The sequence below is a fragment of the Vibrio sp. T3Y01 genome, assembly GCF_013114525.1.
Taxonomy (GTDB): Bacteria; Pseudomonadota; Gammaproteobacteria; order Enterobacterales; family Vibrionaceae; genus Vibrio; species Vibrio chagasii_B.
Map to the genome: position 1 here is coordinate 1 of NZ_VTXJ01000011.1, position 25,556 is coordinate 25,556.

Genomic DNA, 25,556 nt, shown 5'->3' on the forward strand with positions numbered 1-25,556 from the left:
TCTGTTGGCGGCGCACAAGAGTCTGTAGCAGTAATCGATGCAGCACTTAAGTACGTAGACAGCCACCGTGCAGAGCTAGGTGCTTTCCAAAACCGTTTCGACCATGCAATCAGCAACTTAGACAACATTAACGAGAACGTTAATGCATCTAAGAGCCGTATTAAAGATACCGATTTCGCGAAAGAAACGACTCAGATGACTAAGTCTCAGATCCTTTCTCAAGCTTCAAGCTCGATTCTTGCTCAAGCGAAGCAAGCGCCGAACTCGGCACTTAGCCTACTAGGTTAATCGATTAAAAAGCCACGTTGACTATAAGTGTTGTTGAGACAAAGCGTTAACGTAAGGCCTCCACAAATTAGCTCGTGGTGAGAGATGAGCGCTAAACAAACCCAGCTTCGGCTGGGTTTTTTATTGCCTGCTATTTATCAAAGACACATTGGGAAAGATAAGTGTGTAAACAGAAGGAAAAGCGAGATTCCCTATCACGTTCGTGCCTCACTGTAGGGAATGACGGGGATTGGGTAGTGGTGACGCCATAGGTAGCTGAATAGAATAGGTTAGCTTGAGTAAACAATCACTTGGGCTAAAACCGTCGTTTTTAATCGTCATCCCAGAATCGAGTCGAGCGAGATATCAGGGATCTCTGTTCGTGAGAGGCCCAAAGAAGAAGAGGATTTGTAGTTGTTATAAGGCCAAAGTGGCTGGTAATCTGGCATTAGAACTATATAACAGGCACAAAAAACGCCACCCTTAGGTAGCGTTTTAATTAAAGCAGATAAGTAATCGAGATTACTTAGTTACTTTAAGAACTGGAGTTTCACCAACAGTTACAGAACCAGAAAGCTTGTTCAGCTCCTTGATTTCGTCCATGTTAGAGATAACAACTGGAGTAAGCGTAGATTTCGCTTTCTCTTCTAGAAGCGCTAGGTCGAAAGTGATGATAGTGTCACCAGCTTTAACAGATTGACCTTCTTCAGCTACACGAGTGAAACCTTCGCCTTTAAGCTCAACAGTATCGATACCGAAGTGAACGAAAAGCTCAACACCGTCGTCAGACTCGATAGAGAATGCGTGGTTAGTTTCGAAGATCTTACCGATAGTACCGTTAACTGGAGCTACCATTTTGTCGCCAGCTGGTTTGATAGCGATGCCGTCACCAACGATTTTTTCAGCGAAAACTACATCTGGCACGTCTTCGATGTTTACGATTTCACCAGAAAGAGGTGCGATGATTTCGATTGCACCAGCATCAGCGCTGTCATCAGATACAAGCTTTTTCAGTTTGTCAAACAGACCCATTGTGTCATGCTCCTAACGTTTAGTTTTATTCTGTAGAATATACTATACCAATCTAACAAATTAGACGACTATTTTTAGCCGTCTAACTTTATTAAGCACTTGGCGATTACTGAGTTTTCTCAGCGATGAATTTTTCTACGCAAGCTTCAATTTCTGCAGCTGTAGGTAGAGATAGTGCTTCGTCAGCCATAGCTTTAACTTCAGCGAAGTTAGAGTTACGGATTACTTTCTTCACTTTAGGGATAGAGATACCGCTCATAGAGAACTCATCTAGACCCATACCAAGAAGAAGTAGCGTTGCACGTTCATCACCAGCAAGCTCACCACACATACCAGTCCACTTACCTTCAGCGTGTGATGCATCGATCACTTGCTTGATTACTGTAAGAACAGCAGGAGATAGTGGGTTGTACAGGTGAGAAATCATTTCGTTACCACGGTCTACCGCAAGAGTGTATTGCGTTAGGTCGTTAGTACCGATAGAGAAGAAAGATACTTCTTTCGCTAGGTGGTGTGCGATTGCAGCAGCTGCTGGAGTCTCAACCATTACGCCGATTTCGATTTCTTCATCGAAAGCTAGGCCTTCAGCGCGAAGTTCAACTTTGTACTCTTCGATTGCTTTTTTCAGTTCACGGATCTCTTCAACAGAAATGATCATTGGGAACATGATACGTAGTTTACCGTGTGCAGATGCACGTAGGATGCCACGTAGTTGGTCACGTAGGATTTCACGACGATCCAAGCTGATACGTACTGCACGCCAGCCTAGGAAAGGGTTCATCTCTTGTGGAAGGTCCATGTATGGTAGGTCTTTATCGCCACCGATATCCATAGTACGGATAATCACTGACTCGCCTTCCATTGCTTCTGCTACTTCTTTGTAAGCAACGTATTGCTCTTCTTCAGTAGGAAGCGCGTCACGGTCCATAAATAGGAACTCAGTACGGTACAGACCAACGCCTTCACCGCCGTTACGCAGGATACCGTCACAGTCTTTTACTGTACCGATGTTGCCACAAACTTCTACACGGTGACCGTCTAGAGTTTCAGCATGTAAATCTTTTAGTTTTGCTAGTTCAACCGCTTCTGCTTCGAAATCTTCTTTGATTTTCTTAGCTTCTGCTAATTCAGCATCTGAAGGGTTGATGATGATCTTGTTGTTCATCGCGTCTAGCACAAGCATGTCGCCGTTCTTAACTTGCTTAGTGATATCGTTAGTACCAACGATAGCTGGAAGCTCAAGAGAACGTGCCATGATTGAAGTATGAGATGTACGACCGCCGATGTCACAAGCGAAACCAAGAACGTAGTCTAGGTTGATTTGTGCAGTTTCAGATGGCGTTAGGTCGTAAGCAACTAGGATAACTTCTTCATTGATATCTGCTAGAGATACAATGTTGATGCCTAGAGCATTTTTAACGAAACGAGTACCGATATCACGGATATCAGTTGCACGTTCTTTTAGGTACTCATCATCAAGAGACTCTAGTGCAACAGCTTGCTCTTCGATCACAGTGTGGATCGCGTTGTCTGCGTGCATTTTGTCTTTCTTGATGAGTGCTAAAATCTCTTCTTCTAGCTCTTCATCTTCAAGCAGCATGATGTGGCCTTCAAAGATTGCTTCTTTTTCTTCGCCAAAAGTTTCAAGTGCTTTTTGCTTAACAACTTCAAGTTGCTGAGAAGATTTGTTACGAGCGTCAAAGAAACGCTGTACTTCTGCTTCAACTTGGTCGTCAGAGATAGATTGAGTGTTTAGGACAATTTCATCTTCTTGAAGTAGTAGTGCTTTACCGAAAGCAATACCAGGAGATGCTAGGATGCCTGAAATCATAGCCTTACCTTAGTTGTTCAACTGTAAACGGGAGAGTGTGTGACTTTAAGTCGTCGACTAATGTCGCGCTTATTCCTATCTATTTCGAACAAAGCCACTTTGCTATGCAAAATGGCTTTGAAAGAAGGAGACCGTATTAGTGTAGTTGATCCATAAGAGCAACTAGGTGGTCTACTGCTTGCTGAGCTTGAGGACCTTCAGCTGAAATAGTAACGTTAGTACCTTTTACTAGGCCTAAAGTTTGTAGTTTGAACAGGCTTTTCGCGCTAGCGCTTTTGCCGTTAGAAGTCACTGTGATGTCAGCGTCGAAAGATTTTGCTTCTTTAACGAACTGTGCAGCTGGACGAGTGTGAAGACCGTTTTCTGCTGTGATTTCTACTTGCTTCTCGTACATTTTATATACCCCAATTAATTTATTTTTTGTAAGTTTGTAACCAGTTTAGCTTAACTGCTTTAGCTCAAATGCGCTAGAGGCTAGTACGCCATGTTCGTGTTAGAACTTAGACTGGTTATAAATTTTTATCCAGCCATGGTCATCTTTTGTTGAGGACTCACGACCTTCAGAATCTGTTTATTGCTTCTTTTATTTTGAAGCGAAAAATAAAACAGACCCGATATTACCAAAGGTGGGGCAGGGATCAACAAAAAAGCCCCTAAACGGGGCTTTTTTGGACGAAAAATTGATTTGACCACATATTATTGTTGGTTCTCTTTTTCCGTAAAGATACCTGCAAATAGCGCTGTACTTAGGTAACGCTCACCAGAGCTTGGAAGTACAGTGACAATGGTTTTTCCTGCAAATTCAGGTAGTTCAGCGATTCTGTTTGCCGCTACTACTGCTGCACCTGAAGAGATACCTGCAAGGATACCTTCTTCTTTCATTAGTCGTTGAGCCATTTCAATTGCTTCTTCAGAAGTTACTGACTCTACGCGGTCGATAAGTTCTAAATCTAAGTTTCCAGGGATGAAACCGGCACCGATACCTTGGATTTTGTGCGGAGCTGGTTTGATTTCTTCACCTGCAAGTGCCTGTGCGATTACTGGAGATTCTGCTGGCTCTACCGCGACAGAAGTGATGGCTTTGCCTTTTTCACCTTTAATGTAACGACTTGTACCAGTGATAGTACCGCCTGTACCTACGCCAGCTACAAACACGTCAATCTCGCCGTCTGTTGCTTCCCAGATCTCAGGACCTGTTGTTTGTTCGTGAATCTGTGGGTTAGCTGGGTTGTTGAACTGTTGTAGTAGTAGGTATTTGTCTGGATCTGAAGCAACAATCTCTTCTGCTTTAGCAATCGCGCCATTCATGCCTTTTGGTGCTTCAGTCAGTACTAGGTTTGCGCCAAGCGCTTTAAGCAGCTTACGACGCTCTAAGCTCATTGACTCAGGCATAGTTAGTGTAAGTTTGTAACCACGCGCTGCAGCTACGAATGCGAGTGCAACACCTGTATTACCACTGGTTGGTTCAACAAGCTCGATGCCTGGCTTAAGGGTACCTGCTTTCTCTGCTTCCCAGATCATGTTCGAACCGATACGACACTTAACACTGAAGCTTGGGTTACGAGCTTCGATCTTAGCTAGGACGTTACCTTTGCTTACTTTGTTTAGGCGGACTAGAGGTGTATTACCAATCGTTAGGGTGTTGTCTTCGTAGATCTTGCTCATGCGATATTCCTTCATTTAATGACAGAACTAAACGTAGTATATCAATCACTTTACCGTCTAGTGTCTTTCGATGTTTGTTCAGCTTGAATTTAGATTAAACAAGTTGAAAAAAAGGTAAAAGGATTAAAAAGTTATATCATATAGATATGTAGCAGAATTGACGCCTATCTTTATTGAAATCAGAACTTCAAAAAGATAGGCGAAACTAGGAAGTGTAGGCAGAGAGTTAGATACGAGAACTATAGACGAGAGCGTAGAGCTTGGTCTTTAAACTCAGCAACCCACATCGCGGTTGCACCACATACGGCTACGGGCATTACAATCAGGTTCAAAATTGGAATAGTAGTGAACACGGAAACAAGCGCGCCGAAGCTATAGCTCTTACCTTGTTTTTGTTTCAAACTATTTCTCATGTCATCAAATTTGATTTTATGGTTATCGAATGGGTAGTCGGCGTATTGAATCGCTAACATCCACGCGGTGAAGATGAACCATAAAAACGGTGCAACGGTTTGTCCTAGTGCTGGAATTAACAAAAGTAGGAATAAACCGATCGCTTTTGGCAGAACGTAGACAAGCTTGCGCCATTCTCTTGCTAAAATACGCGGTGTGTCTTTAAGAACATCAAGCAGGCCATCATCATTGACTTTCTTGCCGCTAAGTAGCTCTTCGACTTTTTCAGAGAGCAAACCGTTAAAAGGAGCTGCAATGAAATTGGCAAGGGTGCTAAAGAAATATGAAAACGTTGCTAAGACAGTTAACACCAATAGTGGCCATAAGATATAGGACAACCATGACAAGAAGCTTGGTAAACCTTCCATCCAGCCTTCAATCCAAGTGTTTAAGTTAGAGAAGATATAAAACAACGCACCACCAACCAGCAGGACGTTAGCGATAAGAGGAAGTAGCACAAATTTACGAATGCTCGGTGACAACGCGATTTTTATTCCGAAAACAAAATAGCCAAAGCCGGAGCGGGGAACAGATTCAATAGTCATATTTAATTAAGGTCACATGTGAATTTGGTTAAATAGCAAACACGTCTAGTGTACTCGACCGAAATTAAGAAAAAAAGCGTGGTGAAAATCACACCATCTAAGGAACTAATTGTATTAAGTTGTTCTAAAACAGTGGCTACTTTTGATAGAGTAGTGAGATTGGTCAAATTAACCCAACTTAGTGACAGCGTTTTGCCGCTAGTTGACTAAGAAAGCTGAGAGCGAAAAATGCAGGAATTGCGATTTGTACTCATTATTGTTGGCGCACTAGCTATCGCCGCATTATTGTTCCACGGTTTGTGGACGAGTAAAAAAGAAGGGAAAGCAAAGTTTGGAGATAAGCCACTTGGCAAGCTAGATAATGATAGCTTAGACGATGCTGAAACCATCCCAAACCGTTCATTCGCCCCAGAAGATGATTTTGAAATAATCCGAAAAGAGCGTAAAGAGCCGGATTTTGCGGTATCGCCATCTGCGGCTGATCCGCTGATCGATTCAGATCCGCTTACTGCACCACAATTAAAAGAAGAGCAACAAGACGATATCGAGTTGAATGATTTGCCTTCTTTCAGTGTTGAAGACCCTATCAAGGTTGATAGCGAACCGGAAGATGTTGAACAAGCAGTAGAACCAGAGGTTCCTAGCTTCGAACTGACCGATGAGCAAAAAGAGAGCCATGCAGGTTTTAAAGAGCAGTACGGCTCTTTTGAAGAAGTTGAAGCAGAACAAGTTGCTGAGCCTGTAGTCGCAAGTGAGCCAATGGCTTCACAACAAACTTTTACTGCAAGTGAACCATTCGTAGCTAAAGAGAGTGTTGCCCCACCAGTTGCTCCTGTTGAAGAAACAAAGCAAGATGAAGAGTTAGGCTTAGAGGTGATTGTTCTTAATGTTCACTGTGCTGGAGAAATCCCATTTGTTGGTACTGAACTTTTCCGCAGCATGGAGAACAATGGCTTAACTTACGGTGAGATGTCTATTTACCACTGTTTTGCACAATCAGCTGATGAGCCTAAAGTTATCTTCAGTGTCGCGAACATGATGCAGCCAGGAACTTTAGAGCATGATGATCCAGCTGACTTTACGACTAAGGGTATTTCGTTCTTCATGACGTTGCCATGCTATGGTCAAGCTGATCAAAACTTCAATGTGATGTTGAGTGCAGCACAGAAGATTGCTGATGATATGGGTGGAAACGTCTTGGATGAATCGCGTAACTTGATGACACCAAACCGTTTATCAGACTATCGCAAACAGATTAGAGACTTCATGTCGGCAGCGAATGCTTAGCCATATTGTTTAGCCTAGTAAATAATCTATATTTATAGAAAAGGGCTCCTAAGGGAGCCCTTTTTGATATTTCAATCACGACAGAGAATGATATGAAAGAATCGATTCAAGTGACCTTAGAGCAGTTAAGAGAAACTCTGCACTATCATGCCGTTCGTTATTACGTAGAAGATAGCCCAGAGATCCCTGATGTTGAGTACGATCGATTAATGCAACAGTTGCTAAAGATCGAAGAAGAGAACCCAGAGCTCGTAACGGTTGACTCACCGAGCCAACGTGTTGGTGGTCAGCCACTAGATGGCTTCACACAAGTGACTCACGAGATCCCAATGCTTTCTCTGGATAATGCATTCTCTGATGAAGACTTAGATGCGTTCAATAAGCGTATGTCCGATAGGGCGCCAACCGCTAACCTTAAGACTTTCTGTTGCGAGCCTAAACTCGATGGCCTCGCTGTGAGTTTGCTTTACGTGAACGGGACATTAGTTCAAGCGGCGACTCGTGGTGATGGCGCAACGGGTGAAAACATTACTGAAAATGTACGTACGATTAGCTCGATTCCACTTAAGCTACAAGGCGAAGGTTGGCCTGAACGTATCGAAGTGCGTGGTGAAGTGTTCATGCCAAAAGCCGGCTTCGATAAACTGAACGAAATGGCGTTGAAGAAAGGCGAGAAAGTCTTTGTTAACCCACGTAATGCAGCAGCAGGTAGTTTGCGTCAACTGGATTCTCGTATTACCGCAAAACGCCCATTAGCTTTCTATGCTTACAGCGTGGGTGTGGTTGAAGGTGCAGAGCTCTCAACTAGCCACTACCAACGCTTTTTGCAGCTGAAAGGCTGGGGTTTACCTATGTGTCCTGAGACGAAGCAGCTTAGCTCTCTTGAGGATGTAAAAGCGTATTACCAAGATATCATGACGCGTCGCGATGCTCTGGCTTATGAGATCGATGGCGTGGTGATCAAAGTCGATGATATCGCGGCACAAGAAGTGCTTGGCTTTGTTGCTAGAGCCCCTCGTTGGGCGATTGCTTACAAGTTCCCGGCTCAAGAAGAGATTACCCTGCTTAACGATGTTGAGTTTCAGGTAGGCCGTACCGGCGCTATTACGCCTGTAGCTAAACTGGAGCCTATCTTTGTGGGTGGTGTGACGGTGAGTAATGCAACGCTACACAACGCTGATGAGATTGCTCGTCTAGGTGTGAAGGTAGGTGATAGCGTTATTATCCGCCGTGCTGGTGATGTGATTCCACAGATTGTCGCGGTTGTACAAGACCGTCGCCCTGAGACGGCTAAAGACATCGTTTTCCCTGATGCATGCCCTGTATGTAGCTCTGCGGTTGAGCGCGTAGAGGGGGAAGCTGTAGCGCGTTGTACTGGCGGTTTGGTGTGTCAGGCTCAGCGTAAAGAAGCACTTAAGCACTTTGTATCTCGAAAGGCGCTTGATGTTGATGGTCTGGGCGTGAAAGTAATAGAGCAGCTTGTCGATCGTGAAATGGTCGAGACACCAGCGGACCTATTTAAACTCAGTGCAGGTGTGATTACGGTGCTTGACCGTATGGGGCCGAAATCGGCACAGAACGTGGTGAGTGCGCTGAACAAAGCGAAAGATACGACGTTAGCGCGTTTCCTTTATTCACTCGGTATTCGTGAAGTCGGTGAAGCGACTGCGATGAACTTAGCACAGCATTTCAAGACACTAGAGCTAGTACAAGCGGCAACTCATGAACAGCTTGTTGAGGTGTCTGATATTGGCGACATCGTTGCTAGTCATATTACGGCTTTCTTCTCACAAGAGAAAAACCGAGCGGTCGTTGAACAGCTTATCGAACTAGGCGTGAACTGGCCTGTGATTGAAGATGCGCCAGATGACCAAGAATTGCCTCTAGAAGGCAAAGTGGTTGTGCTAACAGGTTCATTGTCTCAATTGGGCCGAAGCGAAGCGAAAGCTGCACTTCAAGCGTTAGGTGCTAAAGTAACGGGTAGCGTATCTAAGAAAACCGATATCCTATTTGCCGGAGAAGCAGCAGGTTCTAAATTAACCAAAGCACAAGATTTAGGTATCGAAATAAGAACCGAAGAAGATCTAATTGCTCTTCTTTCGTAAGTAAATTCAGGTAAAAAAAGCTCAAAGGCACTCCTTTCAAGAGAGTGCCTTTTTTGTGTCTGTTATAAAAATGGTGGCTTTTTAATCGTTGAGAATTTTGTTCCTATACGAACTACAAAATCAGGACAGTGACGGCGCTCAACATTAATGAAATAGCGTTCTAGTTGTATCAGAAATGCGAGTCATATCTATTTTTATAAAAGGCGATCTTGCTTAAGTTGCTGTTTTATATGGTTTTAGGTGTTATTGTGTGTGACCTTTCAAATTTATCGATCTGGATCACTAAGTACATGGTAAATTTGCACCAACTCATATTTTTTTAGATGAAAATTAAGTTCTCATTGATCTTTTTGAGGGCGAAGTTAGTCTTAATGCCATGGATGCACGATGTGTATACCCAGAAAGGAAATAGAGAATTCAGCGTTAAGGATTCTCAAACAAGAAAAGGTATTTCTCTCTACGGCGGCCAACTTTAGGTGGGGAATATTCAAACAGCTATATCCATTTTTAGGAGTTTTATTCCATGGAAAACAAATTTTTCAAACGTACTCTACTAGGTGCATCCGTTGCACTTTTATCGACAGGCGTAATGGCGAAAGAAGTTGGTATCAACTCTGACTTCAACGTTGACGTATACGGTGTTGCAGCTATCTCTCTAGTTAACTACAACACAACTGATAACAACGACTCTAGTACTGGTTACGCTGTAGAGAACGAATCTCGTATCGGCTTCCGTGCTCATAAAGATATGTTTGATGATGTATTAATCACAATGCAGATCGAATCTGGTTACGTAGATAGCACAGACTGGTCTCACGGTGGTGTTTCAGGTGGTGTTCTAGGTTTCCGTGATACTTTCATTGGTGCTTCTGGCTCTTGGGGTAACCTACGTGTTGGTCGTGTTCTGACACCACTATACGAAATCGTCGACTGGCCATTCTCTAACCCTGGTCTAGGTTCTGTATTCGATTGGGGCGGTATCAATGGTCACTACGATCGTCAATCTAACCAAGTTCGTTACGATTCAGCTAAATTTGGCGGTTTCTCTTTTGCAGCTTCTGTTGGTCGTGATGATAACGACAATGGTGGTGGTGCAGCGACTCGTGATGCAAACTTCGTTGGCGCAAGTGCTAAATACAGCTTTGAGAAAATCACATTCATGGGTGCGGTTGAATCTGGTACTCGTGTAGTTGCGGCTTCTGGTGGTGAGTATGTTGTAGCTCAAGAAGATATTAAAGATGCAAACGGCACCGTAACTACGCCTAAAGGTGAAATTTACCTAACTGATACTGTAGCTGGTTACGATGACGACACATTCGCATACATCGTTGGTTTTGAAGCTAGCCTACCAGCAGGTTTCGGTTTCGCTGCAGCATATAAAGGCGAAGAGCTAGACAACGGCATCCGTAAAGTGACTCAAGATTCTTACTCTATCATCGGTCAATACTGGAATGGTCCAATCGGTTTCAAACTAGGTTACGCAGCTAACCTTGAGTCTGAAACAAATGGTTCTAAAGATGCTAACTCAGACAGCAACACTATCTCAGGTCAGCTAATGGCTGTTCATAACGGTTTCGTACCTTACCTACGTGTAGCGGGTCGTACTGTTGGTGACGCTGATACAGATATCGTAACTCGCGTTGGCCTTGAATACGGTTTCTAAGCTAGAATCTTTAGCTTAAACAGTTAGATAAAAATCAAAACGCTGGTAAATTTTGTTTGCCAGCGTTTTTCCATAGTGAACATAAGGAATTAGTCATAATGAATAAAGTTAGTGTAGTTGTATTATCATTATTTTTGGGAGCTTGTAGTTCACTCGATTCACAAAGTAATTTTGCAGACTCAGTTGCTGATGTTCAGCCTAAAGGTGGTTACATTAAAGTAACCGGTCAATCTTACGTAGCAGAAAATAGAGCAAATGTAGGCGCAGACATTCTCAAGTCGTCGCTTTATTTTACATACAATAAAGAAGTAACACCGAATACTGCCCCAGAATCTTCAATTACTATGGACGTAAGTTACTTCCAAAGTTACAAAGAGTACGAAACGGTTAGTTTTTTTGGCAAGACGATAGAACTAGAAGATAGACAAGTACCAAGAGAAAGCTGCAGCGAGCACTGTACTAAGACTCAATATATTAAATTTCCACTAAGTGACGCTGATATCCAGCAAGCAAGAGAAAAGAATTTAGAATTTACGCTTGAAGGCCAAAACTCAGTAATGAGTACGACTTTTATCGTGCCGAAAGCGTACATCGACACAATTTATAACGGTGCAAATAATCATACAGCTATCGCGGTTGCTCCAGTAGCAGCAGTAGCTGCTGAAGAGCCAAAAGCCTCACAAGCACAAGAGATGGTGAATTACTGGTATGGTGAAGCAACCAAAGAAGAGCAATCTGCAGTGACAGATTGGGCATTCAAGAATCGTAAGAACGCGAACCCAGCACCACTAGAAGGCTCAAAAGAGATCGAAATGGTTTCTTACTGGTTCAATAAATTAGACAACGAAGAAAAATCTCAGACGATGATTTGGTTGTTAGAGCAAGAGTAAGCCTTTAACCTAAGCCTCAAACTATGTTTTTCAACCGCAGTATTGTATAACAGCAGTACTGCGGTTTTTCATTTTAAGCTTACAGGTAACATTGTGAATATTGGTGAAGTAGCGAAACGTGTTGGTACAACAGCGAAATCCATTCGTTTTTACGAAAGTAAAGGCATGATGAGTCCGCCACATCGTTCAGAAAATGGCTACAGGCAATATGGCGAGATTCATATCGAGCAGCTAGAATTTGTGCTCAGAGCAAAGATGGTTGGCTTCACACTGGATGAGTGTAAATCCTTGGTTGAGCTAGCTATGAACCCTAATAGGCAAAGTTTCGAAGTAAAACAGAAAGCGACTCAGAAGTTAGACGAAATAGAATTGAAGCTCGCGGAGCTCAATAAAATGAAGGCTCAATTGCAATCTTGGGTACACGACTGCCCAGGTGACGCCTCTACGGATTGTCCTATCTTAAACAATTTATCTGGCCGTCCTTAGACCATTTCAGTAATAAATATCAGTCAGGCTGTAAATGATGTTACTAGCCTGACTTAACCACTTATCACAGCACTTTTCCGCCGTAATGTTTACAGATCAGTAGTGGTACATGAGTGACCGCGTTACCATCTGAACACTTAACAATAGGTCCCATATTACCGTTACCTGGTGATTGACTGCTCGCTAGAGCGCTTCCGAATGACAAGCTAAAAATAGCCGTAACAATGATTAGAAAATGTCTCATACAAACTCCGTTAGTTTTATCTCCGATTGAGATAAGTGAAAGTATGGACAAGGTGAAGAAAATTTCAAAAATTGGACGGACTTAACATTTTTAATAATTATAATTAAGCGATAGTGAGACGAACTATTCATATGTATTTTGGCTAACAAACTTGGCTTTCTTATGCCTTTTGGATTCATTCAAATTTTTTAGCTTTATGAAATAAGAACTTATTTTGTTATCAATTAAATCTATCGTAATGATATTTAAAATATTATTGATGAATAAAAACTAAAAAAGCCTGCATTTATTGAAAATGCAGGCTTTATATATTAATAAGCTATAAAGGTTCTATTATTAGAACTATTCCGTCTAAAGCAACAATCTTTATTTCTGTGCCAGATGGAATATCTTGGCTAGCCTTTGCAGACCAAGAAGAGTCACCGAACTTAATACGACAGCTACCTTTTTTGACGTCTTCACTTAGAACGAGGGTTTGACCTACCAGCTGCTTTTCTCTTTGGTTGAGTTCTCTATTTGAATCTGACCGCTTATCACTAGATAGTTGCCTTCTCCACCACAACCAAGTGGTGATAAGGGAGAAGCTAGCAAAGGATAGCCATTGCATCTGCCAACCAATTGGTAGAGCACCTAAAAGAGCACCGACCAACATGGCTGAGATGCCTATCCACAAAAAGTAACCAGCGGTTCCAACCAGTTCAAGTGCAAGCAACGCTAGACCAAACGCCAGCCAATGCCAGTGGTTTACTTGTTCTAGTAATTCGACCATAAGTTAGTCCTTACTATTTGTATCATTCTTGTGTGTGAACATTTCTGCGATACCAGCAACAGAGCCCATTAGGCCAGTCGCTTCAAGTGGTAGCATGATGATCTTACCGTTTTCTGCTTGTCCAATTGACTTCAATGCCTCGGTATAGCCTTGTGCAATAAAGTAGTTCACGGCTTGCATGTCACCCTGTGCAATTGCGGTTGATACCATTTCTGTTGCTTTCGCTTCTGCTTCTGCCGCACGTTCACGTGCTTCTGCTTGAAGTATTGCGGCTTGCTTTTCACCTTCAGCTTTTAGGATCTCTGATTGTTTGTGACCTTCAGCCTTAAGGATCTCAGCTTGTCTTACACCTTCTGCTTCTAAGATATCGGCACGCTTGTTACGTTCCGCTTTCATCTGAGCATTCATCGCAGCCGTCAGGTCTGCTGGTGGCTGTACGTCTTTAATTTCGATACGGGTAACCTTTACGCCCCACGGGTTGGTGGCTTCATCCACGATGTTAAGAAGCTTGGTGTTGATCATGTCACGTTGACTTAGCATCTCATCAAGTTCCATTGAACCCAGTACCGTACGAATGTTAGTCAAAGTTAGGTTACGAATCGCGTGCTCGAGGTCATTGACTTCATACGCTGCTCGCGGTGCATCAATCACTTGTACGAAACAGACCGCATCAATAACCACATTGGCATTGTCTTTAGAGATAACTTCTTGCGCGGGGATATCAAGAACTCGCTCCATCATATTGATTCGTTGACCGATCTTATCAATGAACGGAATGATTAAGTTAAGGCCTGGTTTTAGGGTGTGTGTGTAGCGGCCGAAGCGCTCTACCGTCCAGTTATTACCCTGTGGTACGGTTTTTACACCAGCGAAAATAAAGAGCAGTGCGACGACAGTAAAGACGCCAATAGTAATCAAAGTATCGATAGGCATACAAAGTCCTTTGCAAGTTTAAGTTTCAAATTATTTATTACTCATACTGGCGCATATTTAAAGTGGGAGCAAATTTATAAATGAGAAATGGGCCATAAAACATTGATTTTATGGCCCATTACGAGTTTTTCATTCAAAAAGATTATGAGTTGCTTTGTCGATTTTGTATTTGACTACTTACTATTTAGGAATCAAGGAGCCTAATTAGTAAAGCAGAGAGTAAAGTTGACGGCGGTACTTACTAGCAACAGGATTGCCTTGCCCAAGTGCACTTAGGATATCCATGAACTCTTTTTTCATGTCTCCATCAAGAGCATTGAGGTCTTTGACTAGGAAAGACCACAGTAGGTCCATTGCTTCTTCACTACGGTTTACTTGATGGTATTGCAGTGCCAATTCTGACGCGGTTTTCGCATCGCTTGGGTTTTGCTGCAGCGCCGCTTCTAATGCTTGGATCTCTGGACTATCGGCAGCTTGCTTATGAAGTTCAAGCTTGGCGACTAAGCCTTTGTAGTAGTTGTCTTGGTACTCGAGTGGAATTGTTGCCAGCTGAGCCTCAGCAAGGTCAAATTGCTGGGTTTCTAGTAAACACTCTGCAATTGCCAGTTTAACTTCACCTTTGCTCGTTAGTTCTGCTGGAAGCTGCTGCATAGCCGCTAAAGCTTGAGTGTGCTCACCGGCTTGCATCTGCTCAAGTGCTTGGCGTAGTGCCAATTCATCTTGGCTTGGAAGGTGTTTGCCAAGCATTTCCACAATTGCTTCTATGCGTTGCGGGCCACCTAGGCCATCGACAGGTTGACCGTTAACAAACAGTGCAATAGTAGGCAGTGCTTGAACACCAAATTGGCTAGCAATGGCTTGCTCTTGTTCGCAATTTAATAGGGCGAGCGTGAATGCACCATTGTATTGCTGAGTTAAGGTTTGTAGTTCAGGAATGACTTGAGCACTCTCTTGGCTCATTGGTGCCCAAAAATGGATGAGGACAGGGGTCTGCATCGAACCTTCTAGTACTTGACGAAAGTTCTGCTCATTAAGTTCAACAATATGCGGAGATTGCATTTACGTTCCTTGAGATTTGTTTGGGATACGTTGCAAATATGGGGGGATAAGCGGGTAACTTCAAGATCTAACTGGGTAATCTCGGATAAAAAGAGGCAAAAATAGAAAAACGCCATGCTTCAATGTTGATAGAGTTGTTAACTCGACATGGAAGACACAGCGTTATCTGTGAGGTGCTCAGTGAGGTATTACGTAAGATACTCAAAACAGAATAAACAACGTAATTGCCAGACTCAGACCTACCAAATTAAGGCGGTTTAAAGTCATGAAGTATCCAAAGGGCTAGTCCATCAATTGGGGATAACTGATGAGATAGGCTAAATCATGACATCTTATTGTTACGAATAAATTACATCGTTACATTAAAGTTTGCGACTGTTCATTCAAAGTTAGTAATTTATGCGGCTTTTCTTAGAATAGGGTCTAGCAAGCGGCTCGGAAGTAATCTTTTTAATACAGCAAACACCTTAGTGGGAGTGGTGACTCGGTATCGTAACTTTGGCTTACTGGCGGTGAGCGCGTGATAAACAGGTTCGATACAGCTTTCAGCAGGCAAAACAAACGCGTTATTCGATGACTCTTTCTCAAGTCGGCCTTTTTGTTTTTGGTAAGCATTTTGATGAACACTGCCTTCTATGTTGATCCACTTATTGAAAGCTTTTAAGGCGTTGGTTCGAAATTGGGTTTCGATTGGGCCGGGCTGCAGTAATGAAATGTGTATGCCACTGCCATGTAGCTCTAAACGTAGAGTGTCGGTCCAACCTTCAATTGCGAACTTTGATGCGTTATACGCACCACGATATTTCATCGCAGCAAAGCCGAGTACCGAACTGTTTTGGACAATACGCCCTTCGCCGCGCTCTCGCATATGAGGCAGGATCTGGCAAACGAGGTGGTGCCAACCAAAAAAGTTGGTTTCGAACTGTTCTCTTAGCCCTTGCGTCGGTAGATCTTCTAAGGCACCGGCCTGACCATACGCGCCATTGTTGAACAGTCCATATAACCCACTTGGCGCTAGCTCTATGGCTTGCTTAGCTCCGTTCTCAATACTTTCCTTGTTGGCAAGATCCAACTGGATACAGATGAGGCCTTCTTCTTGAAGACGTTGAACGTCTTGTGGGTCGCGGCAAGATGCGATGACATGAAAGCCGCGTTTGTGAAGTGCGTGAGCACAGGTGTAGCCAATGCCAGTTGAGCAACCAGTGATGAGAATCGACTTGTTCACACTTAATCCTTTGTAAGAGCTTCTTTGCTCTTAGAGTAAAGAATTAGTCTTGATGTTGTAACAAGTTTTTTAATGCAGGCTCGATTCTTGAGTAACTGAATATAAAGCCCATCTCAGTTAACTTCTTAGGCTTGGAACGAATGCTATCGAACAGTAGGCAGGACGACTCGCCCATTAGTAGCGACATCGCCCATTTGGGGGTGAATAAGAAATGTGGGCGACGCAATTGTTTCGCGAGGGTGCTACTGAACTGCTTGTTGGTCACAGGGTGCGGAGCGCACATGTTGAATTCCCCTTGAGCGTGAGGGAGTGACAACAAGTGATTTATGGCTCTGACCATGTCGAGCATGTGAATCCAGGGCATGTACTGTTTACCTGACCCTAATGGACCACCAACACCAAGCTTGTAAGGCATCAGCATCTTTTTGAGTGCGCCACCGTTTTCACCCAAAACAATCCCTGTTCTTAATAGGATAACGCGAGTGTTCTCTGATTCGGCTCGTTTAGCTATCTCTTCCCAGTGAGCACAAACTTTATGAGGGAAGCTCTCGTCTTCGACTTGCAGTGATTCATCAAATGGGTGTTGTTGCTGGTCGCCATAGTAGCCGACGGCAGATCCGCTGATAAAGACTTCAGGTGGTGTTGTGCTTGCTTGAATGAGCTCGACGATCTTCTCTGTGATCAGCCAGCGGCTGCTACAGATTCTCTCTTTTTGCTCATCACTCCAGCGTTTGTCTGCAATCGGTTCACCAGCGAGGTTTATCACTGCATCGAAATCGTTGACGTCATTCAGCTCATCAAGGGATTGGATGTAATGAAGGTTGTTTTGGTTCAGGTGGCTTAGGCATTGTCTCGCTTTTTCAGTGTTTCGCGTGAGCAATGTGACGTCGTCAGTGTTCAAGCTCTTGATCAATTCAGAGCCAATAAATCCAGTACCACCAGTTAACAATATCTTCATACCAATCTCCTTATTAAACATAATTATAGACATGGCTTGTTTTTAGTCGCCAACCAATACGAAAAAATCACTATAACGATCAGTTGGTTTCAATCGTGTGATACCTAAATAGCCGCACCAACAATTGGTTAAACAGTGAAATTTAATTCATTAGTTTAGATATGTGTATCGTTATCACAGTTAAGAGATTTTACTCGCATATGTTACCAACTGCGTAATGTTTATCACATTAGAAATAATAAGGATTTGCCATGATTACTACGGATAGATAATCAAACGTAATTATTGGCTATAGGGAGTTGCGATGACGGCAGTGCTAGCTTTGTTTCGAGCTATGTTAGGTAGCCTTCGTGATCTATTGCCTATTGTTGCGGTGATCGCTTTTTTCCAGCTTGCTGTTTTGCAAGAGCCGCTTCCTCATCTGTTGTCTATTTTGGCGGGTTTAGTGCTGGTGGTCTTTGGGCTCACATTCTTTATCTTCGGGCTTGAAATGGGGCTGTTCCCGATTGGCGAATCTATGGCTCAAGCTTTTGCCCGCAAAGGAAGTGTGTTCTGGTTACTGACTTTTGCTTTTTGCTTGGGCTTTGGAACAACCATAGCGGAGCCTGCTTTAACTGCGGTGGCGGCAGAAGCAGCAGAAGTGGCAGCCGAGGGCGGTGTAATACCTAATTCTAATGATGAAATGGAAGAATACGCCGACGGCCTGCGTTTCACCGTTGCATTGTCGGTAGGTATCGCAATATTACTTGGGGTACTTCGGATCCTAAAAGGTTGGCCAATTCAATACATGATCATCGGTGGCTATATTGGTGTGGTGGTGCTCACTGCTTTTGCCCCCGAAAATATCATTGGCATAGCGTATGATTCTGGCGGCGTCACCACATCAACCATCACCGTTCCGTTGGTGACGGCATTAGGCGTGGGCTTGGCTTCAGCCATTAAAGGGCGTAATCCGATGATCGACGGTTTTGGATTGATCGCATTCGCTTCACTGCTGCCGATGATGTTTGTCATGGTCTATGGAATGGTGGTGACATGATCAGTGTTCAACAGTTTATCGATACCTTTCTTGGCACCGTGATGGATGTGATTCCGATTGCGGTGATCATATTTGGTTTTCAATTGGCGGTGCTACGCAGGCCAGTCAACAACCTGCCCAAAGTATTGATAGGGTTCTTTTACGTCATTCTTGGCTTGTCTCTTTTCTTGATGGGGCTAGAACTGGCCTTATTTCCTTTAGGAGAGACGATGGCGATGCAGTTAACTGAGCCGTCTTTTCTTACTGAATTTAAAATCAGTTCTGGCTTAGCCCTAACATGGTTTGATTATTACTGGGTCTATCTTTTTGCGTTCTGTATCGGATTCAGTACCACGATCGCCGAGCCTTCATTGATAGCGGTTGCGATTAAAGCGAATCAAGTTTCCGGTGGCAGTATTAGCGTCAATGGGCTCCGGATTGCCGTTGCACTCGGTGTTGCAATCGGTATTTCGCTGGGCAGCTATCGGATCGTGGCTGGTGATCCTATTCATTACTACATCATTGTTGGTTACGTGGTTGTGGTGATCCAAACGTTTTACGCGCCCAAACTTATAGTGCCTTTGGCCTATGACTCGGGCGGTGTAACCACATCGACGGTGACAGTGCCATTGGTGACAGCATTGGGGCTTGGACTTGCCTCTACCGTACCTGGGAGAAACCCGGTGATCGATGGTTTTGGGTTAATCGCCTTTGCTAGCTTGTTTCCGATTATTTCAGTAATGGGCTATGCCCAAATAACGCAATGGTTAAACCGTTTACACACCTCTAAGGAGAGCAAAGATGCGCTTTAAATTGATCTTAGCGTTTGTGGAAGAGAGCAAGACTGACATCGTACTCGACGCGGCGCGTGATGCGGGCGCGACGGGGGCCACCGTTATCAACAATGCCAGAGGGCAGGGGCTAAACCAAAAACGTACCTTCTTCGGTTTGACGCTTGAGGTACAAAAAGATGTGCTGCTGTTCGTCGTTGAAGAGCACTTAGCACGACACATTTTAGAGACCATCGGCAAAGTTGGCGAGTTCGACCAAGAATCAGGGCAAGGAATAGCAGTACAAATCGATGTTGAAGATGCGGTTGGGGTTGCGCATCAAGTCGAGACATTAACTAAAGTTGTGGAGGATGAGCTATGAGTACCAGTGACAAAATCCGGGTTGGCGATGTAATGGCTAATACCTATGTGATTATTGATGGCTTAACCACAGTGTTAGCGGCGATAGAAATGGCGAAAAAGCATAAGGTAAAGGCAATCATTGTGGATAAGCGTCATCAAGATGATGAGTACGGGATTGTGTTGATGAACGACATTGCCAAAAAAGTCTTAGCCAAAAATCGCTCTCCCGAACGCACCAATATTTATGAAATCATGACTAAGCCCGCGTTAAGCGTGTCTGCCGAGATGAATGTGAAGTACTGTGCGCGCCTATTTGAACGCTTTGGTATTAGCCGCGCTCCTGTGGTCCGTGATAATAAGATTGTCGGTATGGTTAGTTACAATAATATTGTTATCAACGGTATGGTGAGAGATGACGTATAGCCGATAGGTACGTACAATAGGCCCATAAATTTTATGGAGAAGTACGTGTGAAATTATTTTTTGCTTCAGACCTACACGGTTCGCTACCAGCAACAGAAAAGGTATTAGAGCTATACCAAGCTTCGGGTGCCCAATATTTAATCCTACTGGGTGACATTCTGAATCATGGCCCTAGAAATCCGATTCCAGAGGGTTACAACCCGCCAGCTGTTGCAGACAAGCTGAACGAGTTCTCCCAAGAGATCATTGCTGTCCGTGGTAACTGCGACAGCGAAGTCGATCAGATGTTGCTCTCTTTCCCAATGATGATGGATTACTCATGGGTGTTACTAGAGTCAGGCCAACGTATCTTCTTAACTCACGGTCACCTGTATAACACAAAGAAACGACCAGCACTGAAAGCGGGTGATATCATTGCTCATGGTCATACCCATATCCCAGTTGCTGAGTACCAAGATGACATCTTCATTTTTAACCCTAGCTCGGTGACGTTCCCACGAGAAGGGCATGCTGCAAGCTATGGTATCTACGAGAATGGTACCTTCAAAGTGATCAGCCTTGACGGCGATGTACTGGTTAGCGGCCAGCTTTAAATCATAGAACTGGCCGTCATGGGTTTATTTTGAATCCACGTGGCCGAGGTCTCTGTCTGGAGCAATGATGTTTCTCACTCTTTGCTTCAGAACTTTCGCTTCAGGAAAGCCGCCGTCCGCTTTTCTTTCCCATATCTGTATCCCATTGCAAAAGATCTCAAATCGTCCACCGGTATCTGGGTTTAAACTGACTTGTTCAATCTCTTCGCTGAAGGTATGAAGCAGCTCCTGACACAACCAACTTGAGCGAAGCATCCAATTACATTGACGGCAGTAGTGTATCGCTATTGTTGCTTTTGCCACGGTAGGGTTGTTTTGATCTAACTCTGTATTCATAGATAACCTTGAAAATTCTAAAGCAATAGTTTGATGCCGACGGCAAACGTCAATATTTCGAAAGCCGTTTTGACGAGTTGATTACTCGAGCGGTTTGCCAGAACAGCGCCTAAGCTCCCACCAATGAATGAACTCAGCAGTAATATGGGTAACCATACCCAGTATATTGGTGCACCCGCTTGAACAATGGCAATACCACCGATGCCATTCCAGAACAAACCGACACATATCATGGTTAATGCGACGGCTTGTTTATAAGTAAAACCAAACCAACGAACTAGAAATAGGGTAACTAAAAGACCAGATCCGGCAGTGAGTGAACCGTTGATGATGCCAATGAGTGCAAGTCCAACCCCACCAATTATCCAACCTTTTATGTCTCGGTTTTTAAGCTGCTCTTCTTGACCCAATTGTTTCTTTAGTCGTGAGTAAACGCCCAGTGCTAAGATCATTGCGCCAAGCAGTTTCTGTGCAATGGCATCTGGGATCATGAGTACGATATTCGCGCCAACGACCACTCCAATGCTGCCGACGATAATTAGGTAGATACAAATTTTCCAACTTAACATGCCACCCTTGATATGGGTATATGCAGCACCTAAGCCGAGAGCGACGCTAGCGACTTTGTGGGTAGCCAGTGCAACTGAAAAGGGCAGTCCTAGAAAGATGAGAAGAGGGAACTGTAGAAGCCCAGCACCGCCACCTGATAAAGAGGCAAGCGTGTTGGCGACTAATGAGCCAAAGAATAAGGCGAGTGAGTTTATCCAATCCATAGAGTTTTTATCTTTGAGTTTAAGATAACAAAAAGGGGCTTCATGCCCCTTCTTTAGGTTTATCGTGAATGGTATTCATCCATCGATATGTCGTAAATAGCTTTTCAATGTTAGTTCGAAAACAATACGGTAGAACCGTGATTTAAGCTAGTCAGTAGCAGTGCCTTCGGGTTAACAATATCGATGCGACGACTTTGCTCTGCATCCATCTTGATTACTTGAGTAATCAGCTCTAGTTGCTCTTGAGAGAAGTCTTGGCGCTGAGCCGATGTAACATCTTTAAACTCAGTTGGCGAAACCAGTAGGTAGTTGTCGTTGATATCCCACTGCCCCGTCTCTGAAATGTTGATTACGTTAGCTGGTGCGGTTTGTGTGCCGTATAGCCTTACCACCGACATTCTCAGATACGTGCCATTCGGTAGGTACTTAGCATTTGATGACAGCTCAACTTTACGCAGTGGACCGATTGAATCCGCTTGCTTGGTATCACTGATCAGCGTCACCATTTTTGATTGCCACTCATGTGAGGTAAGTAGGCGCTCTACTTTTGCGTCACTACCCCAATACAACCAACCACTTAGAAAAGCAGAAAGAACCAGTAAGATAATAGATACTTTTAATTTCATGTTACTGGCCACCTTTACAAATGTCGTCTACGTCCGACTGGTTTGCATAAATTCTTAGAGTAATGTTTTCGCTAGAGTATTCTTGCGGGTGAATGTAGTTGAGGGCTAAGTTGTTAGTTTGCCCACCTGTCGCAATCACTTCAGTTGGTTTCAGCATACCAGTGTGATTGGTGTTGTAACGTAATACACACTTCTCAATAGCAGGCAGCCAGCTGGTAAGGTCTGGATGATTAATTGGTGACTGAACTTTTACACCATCGACTTCTGCTAATGTACGGAATTCAGATTCCGCTGGATTGGTAAAGGTGAGCACCATAATTGGCATCATGACAGCGGCAAACAGCAAACCAAGGATTAACCACTTGTTACTGTTCTTCGTGTCTGTAGCTGGTGGTACTTGCTGCGGCTCAACGGAAACCGTGGTTTCTTGAACTTTAGATACAGGCTCTGGCAGGCGAGTCTCAGAAACAACGTCTTCCGCCACAGATGCCGTTGCAAACGTTAAGCTTGGTTCTACGTCATTTTCGGCAATTTCAACTGCAGCAGGTTGGTCGTTTGATGAAAGTGGCGCTGAGCGTTCAACGGTTGCGATAAATTGATAACCGCGTTTAGGCACAGTCTTAACGAACTCTGGAGATTTCGTTGAATCTTTCAGCATTTTACGTAGTGTTGAAACGGCTTGAGTTAGGCTTGAGTCATCAACCTCAAAACCTTGATCACGCCAAACATATTCATGTAATTCATTACGAGTGATAACTTCATTGGGTCTTTCCGACAGCATTAGGAGAATGCGGCTTTCATTACTGCCAAGGCGTACGACTTCGCCGTCGCTCATTTGGTCAACAAGTGAGTTGCTGTTTGGATCGAATACGAACCGCTGCGCGAGAATAAACTTTGTGCCGATATTGCTCATTGAATTCTTCTACTTTGGGTTATTTTGAGTGCGAAATAGACAAATCTGAGGTGAAATTTATTCAAATCTTCACCAAATCATGACTTCTTTTATGTTCTTTTATATTTATGAGACTCAAGGATAATAAAAACAGATCAAAAAAACAGTGTTTTTATGATTTTTGACCTTGAATTTACAATTGTCATCCTCATGTTAATGAACATCAGAGCGGCATTACGTATCCCGCCCCTGTAGTTTTCAACATAAAGTATAGATGTTTTGGAGTAAAAATGAGCGAAACAGCAACGCAAAATAAAGAGACTCGTGGCTTTCAATCTGAAGTAAAACAACTACTTCATCTAATGATTCACTCACTGTATTCAAATAAAGAAATCTTTCTACGTGAGCTGATCTCTAACGCATCTGACGCGGCTGACAAGCTTCGTTTTCAAGCACTATCAAACGGCGAACTTTATCAAGGCGACGCAGACCTCGGTGTAAAACTGTCATTTAACGCTGAGGCAAATACGTTAACGATTTCTGATAACGGTATCGGCATGAGCCGTGACAACGTTATTGAACATTTAGGTACCATTGCTAAATCAGGTACAGCAGACTTTTTCTCAAAGCTATCTGAAGACCAAAGCAAAGACTCTCAATTGATTGGTCAATTTGGTGTTGGTTTCTACTCAGCATTCATCGTTGCTGATGCGGTAACGGTTCGCACACGTGCCGCAGGCCTTGCAAGCAATGAAGCCGTGCAATGGCACTCTGCAGGTGAAGGCGATTACACAATCGAAGACATCACTAAAGAGTCTCGTGGTACTGACATCATTCTTCATATGCGTGAAGACGGTAAAGAGTTCTTAAATGAATGGCGTCTGCGCGAAGTGATTGGTAAATATTCTGATCACATTGGTATCCCTGTTTCTATCTTAACTGCGGTTAAAGATGACGAAGGTAAAGACACCGAAGAGAAACATTGGGAACAGATTAACAAAGCTCAAGCGCTTTGGACTCGTAACAAGTCAGACATTGAGAAAGAAGAGTACCAAGAGTTTTACAAGCATGTATCTCACGACTTTGCTGATCCACTAACGTGGAGCCACAACAAGGTTGAAGGTAAGAACGATTACACAAGCCTGCTTTATATCCCAGCTAAAGCACCTTGGGATATGATGAACCGTGACCACAAGAGCGGCTTGAAACTTTATGTACAGCGTGTATTCATCATGGATGACGCAGAGCAGTTCATGCCATCTTATATGCGTTTCGTGCGCGGCCTGATTGACTCAAACGATCTACCACTGAACGTATCGCGTGAAATCCTTCAAGATAACAAGGTGACTCAGTCTCTTCGTGGTGCATGTACTAAGCGTGTACTTACAATGCTTGAGCGCATGGCGAAAAATGACAACGAGAAGTACCTAGAATTCTGGAAAGAGTTTGGCCTTGTAATGAAAGAAGGCCCAGCGGAAGACATGGCAAACAAAGAGAAGATCGCAGGTCTTCTTCGTTTCGCATCTACAGAAGTTGATTCTGCAGACCAGACAATCAGCCTAGCATCTTACGTTGAGCGTATGAAAGAAGGCCAAGATAAGATTTACTACCTGACAGCAGATAGCTACGCAGCAGCTAAAAACAGCCCACACTTGGAGCAGTTTAAAGCAAAAGGTATTGAAGTGGTGCTGATGTACGATCGCATCGATGAGTACGTAATGAACTACCTAACAGACTTTGACGGTAAACAATTCCAATCGATCACAAAAGCGGGCTTAGATTTAAGCAAGTTTGAAGGTGAAGAAGAGAAAGAAAAGCAGAAAGAGACTGAAGAAGAGTTTAAGTCTGTTGTTGAGCGCACTCAATCTTACCTGGGTGATCGCGTTAAAGAAGTTCGTACTACGTTTAAACTCGCAACGACACCTGCAGTTGTTGTAACGGATGACTTCGAAATGGGTACGCAAATGGCTAAGCTTCTTGAAGCGGCAGGTCAAGCTGCACCTGAAGTTAAGTACATCTTTGAAATTAACCCAGAGCACGCACTTGTTAAACAAATGGCTGACGAAGCCGATGAGCAAGCGTTTGGTCGTTGGGTTGAGCTACTACTTGGTCAAGCGATGCTAGCTGAGAAAGGCTCTATGGAAGATCCGTCACAATTCTTGGGTGCAATCAACGAGCTGCTAACAAAGCGTTAGTCTTTCGACTTTGGGCTAAACCACGAATTGTAATTAAAAGCTCGCAAATGCGGGCTTTTTTTAATGAACGTCGTTGAAAATATGTTAAACGTGGTCAACGTCACCGTTATCGTCACAACAAAATGAGGCGATGCATTCTTTAGTCGTAAATTCAG

General features: G+C 43.6%; 27 protein-coding genes. 12 read left to right on the plus strand and 15 right to left on the minus strand.

Annotated features, from left to right (window positions below; all coding sequences use genetic code 11):
* Positions 1-288: flagellin (locus F0232_RS13485; protein ID WP_253821956.1), on the plus strand; the 288-nt coding region annotated here is incomplete at its 5' end.
* 501 nt (positions 289-789) lie between these two features.
* Here F0232_RS13485 and crr read toward each other — a convergent pair.
* From crr to cysZ, 5 genes are all read right to left on the minus strand, one after another.
* Positions 790-1,299, minus strand: coding sequence for a PTS glucose transporter subunit IIA (crr, locus tag F0232_RS13490; RefSeq protein ID WP_004737851.1), 510 nt, complete (start codon positions 1,297-1,299; stop codon positions 790-792).
* Between the two features lie 106 nt (positions 1,300-1,405).
* Positions 1,406-3,130: a phosphoenolpyruvate-protein phosphotransferase PtsI gene (ptsI, locus tag F0232_RS13495; RefSeq protein ID WP_017061935.1), complete on the minus strand. Its 1,725-nt coding sequence runs from the start codon at positions 3,128-3,130 to the stop codon at positions 1,406-1,408.
* Positions 3,131-3,266: 136 nt separating this feature from the next.
* Positions 3,267-3,524 carry an HPr family phosphocarrier protein gene (locus F0232_RS13500; RefSeq protein ID WP_004734263.1) on the minus strand — a complete coding sequence of 86 codons (258 nt, stop codon included), beginning with the start codon at positions 3,522-3,524 and terminating at the stop codon, positions 3,267-3,269.
* Between the two features lie 302 nt (positions 3,525-3,826).
* Positions 3,827-4,795 carry a cysteine synthase A gene (cysK, locus tag F0232_RS13505; protein WP_008224684.1) on the minus strand — a complete coding sequence of 323 codons (969 nt, stop codon included), beginning with the start codon at positions 4,793-4,795 and terminating at the stop codon, positions 3,827-3,829.
* 239 nt (positions 4,796-5,034) lie between these two features.
* Positions 5,035-5,793 (minus strand): sulfate transporter CysZ, encoded by a 759-nt coding sequence (gene cysZ / locus F0232_RS13510; RefSeq protein ID WP_061034184.1) that lies wholly within the window; start codon positions 5,791-5,793, stop codon positions 5,035-5,037.
* Between the two features lie 228 nt (positions 5,794-6,021).
* Between cysZ and zipA the strand changes: the two genes are divergently transcribed.
* From zipA to cueR, 5 genes are all read left to right on the plus strand, one after another.
* Complete coding sequence (gene zipA / locus F0232_RS13515; protein WP_105057475.1) at positions 6,022-7,080, plus strand: cell division protein ZipA; 1,059 nt, start codon at positions 6,022-6,024, stop codon at positions 7,078-7,080.
* 92 nt (positions 7,081-7,172) lie between these two features.
* Positions 7,173-9,185 (plus strand): NAD-dependent DNA ligase LigA, encoded by a 2,013-nt coding sequence (gene ligA / locus F0232_RS13520; RefSeq protein ID WP_061034182.1) that lies wholly within the window; start codon positions 7,173-7,175, stop codon positions 9,183-9,185.
* A gap of 523 nt (positions 9,186-9,708) precedes the next feature.
* Positions 9,709-10,848 carry a porin gene (locus F0232_RS13525; protein ID WP_061034181.1) on the plus strand — a complete coding sequence of 380 codons (1,140 nt, stop codon included), beginning with the start codon at positions 9,709-9,711 and terminating at the stop codon, positions 10,846-10,848.
* Between the two features lie 98 nt (positions 10,849-10,946).
* Positions 10,947-11,738 carry a DUF2057 domain-containing protein gene (locus F0232_RS13530; RefSeq protein ID WP_105057474.1) on the plus strand — a complete coding sequence of 264 codons (792 nt, stop codon included), beginning with the start codon at positions 10,947-10,949 and terminating at the stop codon, positions 11,736-11,738.
* A 93-nt stretch (positions 11,739-11,831) separates the two neighbouring features.
* The gene (cueR, locus tag F0232_RS13535; RefSeq protein ID WP_105057473.1) at positions 11,832-12,224 is read left to right on the plus strand and encodes a Cu(I)-responsive transcriptional regulator; all 393 of its coding nucleotides are present in this window, start codon (positions 11,832-11,834) and stop codon (positions 12,222-12,224) included.
* 64 nt (positions 12,225-12,288) lie between these two features.
* Here cueR and F0232_RS13540 read toward each other — a convergent pair whose 3' ends face one another.
* The 6 genes from F0232_RS13540 to F0232_RS13565 form a co-directional block, all read right to left on the minus strand.
* The gene (locus tag F0232_RS13540; RefSeq protein ID WP_004737863.1) at positions 12,289-12,468 is read right to left on the minus strand and encodes a hypothetical protein; all 180 of its coding nucleotides are present in this window, start codon (positions 12,466-12,468) and stop codon (positions 12,289-12,291) included.
* A 319-nt stretch (positions 12,469-12,787) separates the two neighbouring features.
* Positions 12,788-13,237, minus strand: coding sequence for an NfeD family protein (locus tag F0232_RS13545; RefSeq protein ID WP_105057472.1), 450 nt, complete (start codon positions 13,235-13,237; stop codon positions 12,788-12,790).
* Between the two features lie 3 nt (positions 13,238-13,240).
* Complete coding sequence (locus tag F0232_RS13550) at positions 13,241-14,170, minus strand: SPFH domain-containing protein (RefSeq protein ID WP_008224544.1); 930 nt, start codon at positions 14,168-14,170, stop codon at positions 13,241-13,243.
* A gap of 204 nt (positions 14,171-14,374) precedes the next feature.
* Positions 14,375-15,229 carry a co-chaperone YbbN gene (locus tag F0232_RS13555; protein WP_008224546.1) on the minus strand — a complete coding sequence of 285 codons (855 nt, stop codon included), beginning with the start codon at positions 15,227-15,229 and terminating at the stop codon, positions 14,375-14,377.
* Positions 15,230-15,626: 397 nt separating this feature from the next.
* The gene (locus F0232_RS13560) at positions 15,627-16,454 is read right to left on the minus strand and encodes an SDR family oxidoreductase (protein WP_116871759.1); all 828 of its coding nucleotides are present in this window, start codon (positions 16,452-16,454) and stop codon (positions 15,627-15,629) included.
* Positions 16,455-16,497: 43 nt separating this feature from the next.
* Positions 16,498-17,412: a TIGR01777 family oxidoreductase gene (locus tag F0232_RS13565; protein WP_116871760.1), complete on the minus strand. Its 915-nt coding sequence runs from the start codon at positions 17,410-17,412 to the stop codon at positions 16,498-16,500.
* Positions 17,413-17,716: 304 nt separating this feature from the next.
* Between F0232_RS13565 and F0232_RS13570 the strand changes: the two genes are divergently transcribed.
* Genes F0232_RS13570 through yfcE form a run of 5 tightly spaced genes read left to right on the plus strand, consistent with a single transcriptional unit; the run spans position 17,717 to position 20,579 of the window.
* A complete protein-coding gene (locus tag F0232_RS13570) occupies positions 17,717-18,451 on the plus strand; it encodes a DUF1538 domain-containing protein (protein ID WP_061034175.1) in 735 nt (244 codons plus the stop codon).
* Positions 18,448-19,242, plus strand: coding sequence for a DUF1538 domain-containing protein (locus F0232_RS13575; protein ID WP_004737872.1), 795 nt, complete (start codon positions 18,448-18,450; stop codon positions 19,240-19,242). The genes F0232_RS13570 and F0232_RS13575 overlap by 4 nt, the downstream gene beginning before the upstream one ends.
* Complete coding sequence (locus tag F0232_RS13580) at positions 19,232-19,582, plus strand: P-II family nitrogen regulator (protein ID WP_004737873.1); 351 nt, start codon at positions 19,232-19,234, stop codon at positions 19,580-19,582. The genes F0232_RS13575 and F0232_RS13580 overlap by 11 nt, the downstream gene beginning before the upstream one ends.
* Positions 19,579-19,986, plus strand: coding sequence for a CBS domain-containing protein (locus F0232_RS13585; protein ID WP_116871761.1), 408 nt, complete (start codon positions 19,579-19,581; stop codon positions 19,984-19,986). Before F0232_RS13580 ends, F0232_RS13585 begins: the two co-directional genes overlap by 4 nt.
* Positions 19,987-20,033: 47 nt before the next feature.
* On the plus strand, positions 20,034-20,579 hold the full coding sequence (yfcE, locus tag F0232_RS13590; protein ID WP_171750839.1) for a phosphodiesterase: 546 nt from the start codon (positions 20,034-20,036) through the stop codon (positions 20,577-20,579).
* Positions 20,580-20,603: 24 nt separating this feature from the next.
* Here yfcE and F0232_RS13595 read toward each other — a convergent pair whose 3' ends face one another.
* From F0232_RS13595 to F0232_RS13610, 4 genes are all read right to left on the minus strand, one after another.
* On the minus strand, positions 20,604-20,915 hold the full coding sequence (locus F0232_RS13595; RefSeq protein ID WP_162884335.1) for a SelT/SelW/SelH family protein: 312 nt from the start codon (positions 20,913-20,915) through the stop codon (positions 20,604-20,606).
* Positions 20,916-20,932: 17 nt separating this feature from the next.
* Entirely contained in the window at positions 20,933-21,688 is a 756-nt protein-coding gene (locus F0232_RS13600) for a sulfite exporter TauE/SafE family protein (protein WP_171750840.1), read from the minus strand.
* A 110-nt stretch (positions 21,689-21,798) separates the two neighbouring features.
* On the minus strand, positions 21,799-22,314 hold the full coding sequence (locus F0232_RS13605) for a regulatory protein ToxS (protein WP_008223800.1): 516 nt from the start codon (positions 22,312-22,314) through the stop codon (positions 21,799-21,801).
* 1 nt (position 22,315) lies between these two features.
* Entirely contained in the window at positions 22,316-23,227 is a 912-nt protein-coding gene (locus F0232_RS13610) for a transcriptional regulator (RefSeq protein WP_061034170.1), read from the minus strand.
* Positions 23,228-23,496: 269 nt separating this feature from the next.
* On the opposite strand from F0232_RS13610, the gene htpG reads away from it, so the two are divergent.
* Positions 23,497-25,401: a molecular chaperone HtpG gene (htpG, locus tag F0232_RS13615; RefSeq protein WP_116871763.1), complete on the plus strand. Its 1,905-nt coding sequence runs from the start codon at positions 23,497-23,499 to the stop codon at positions 25,399-25,401.
* The last annotated feature ends 155 nt before the right edge of the window (positions 25,402-25,556 follow it).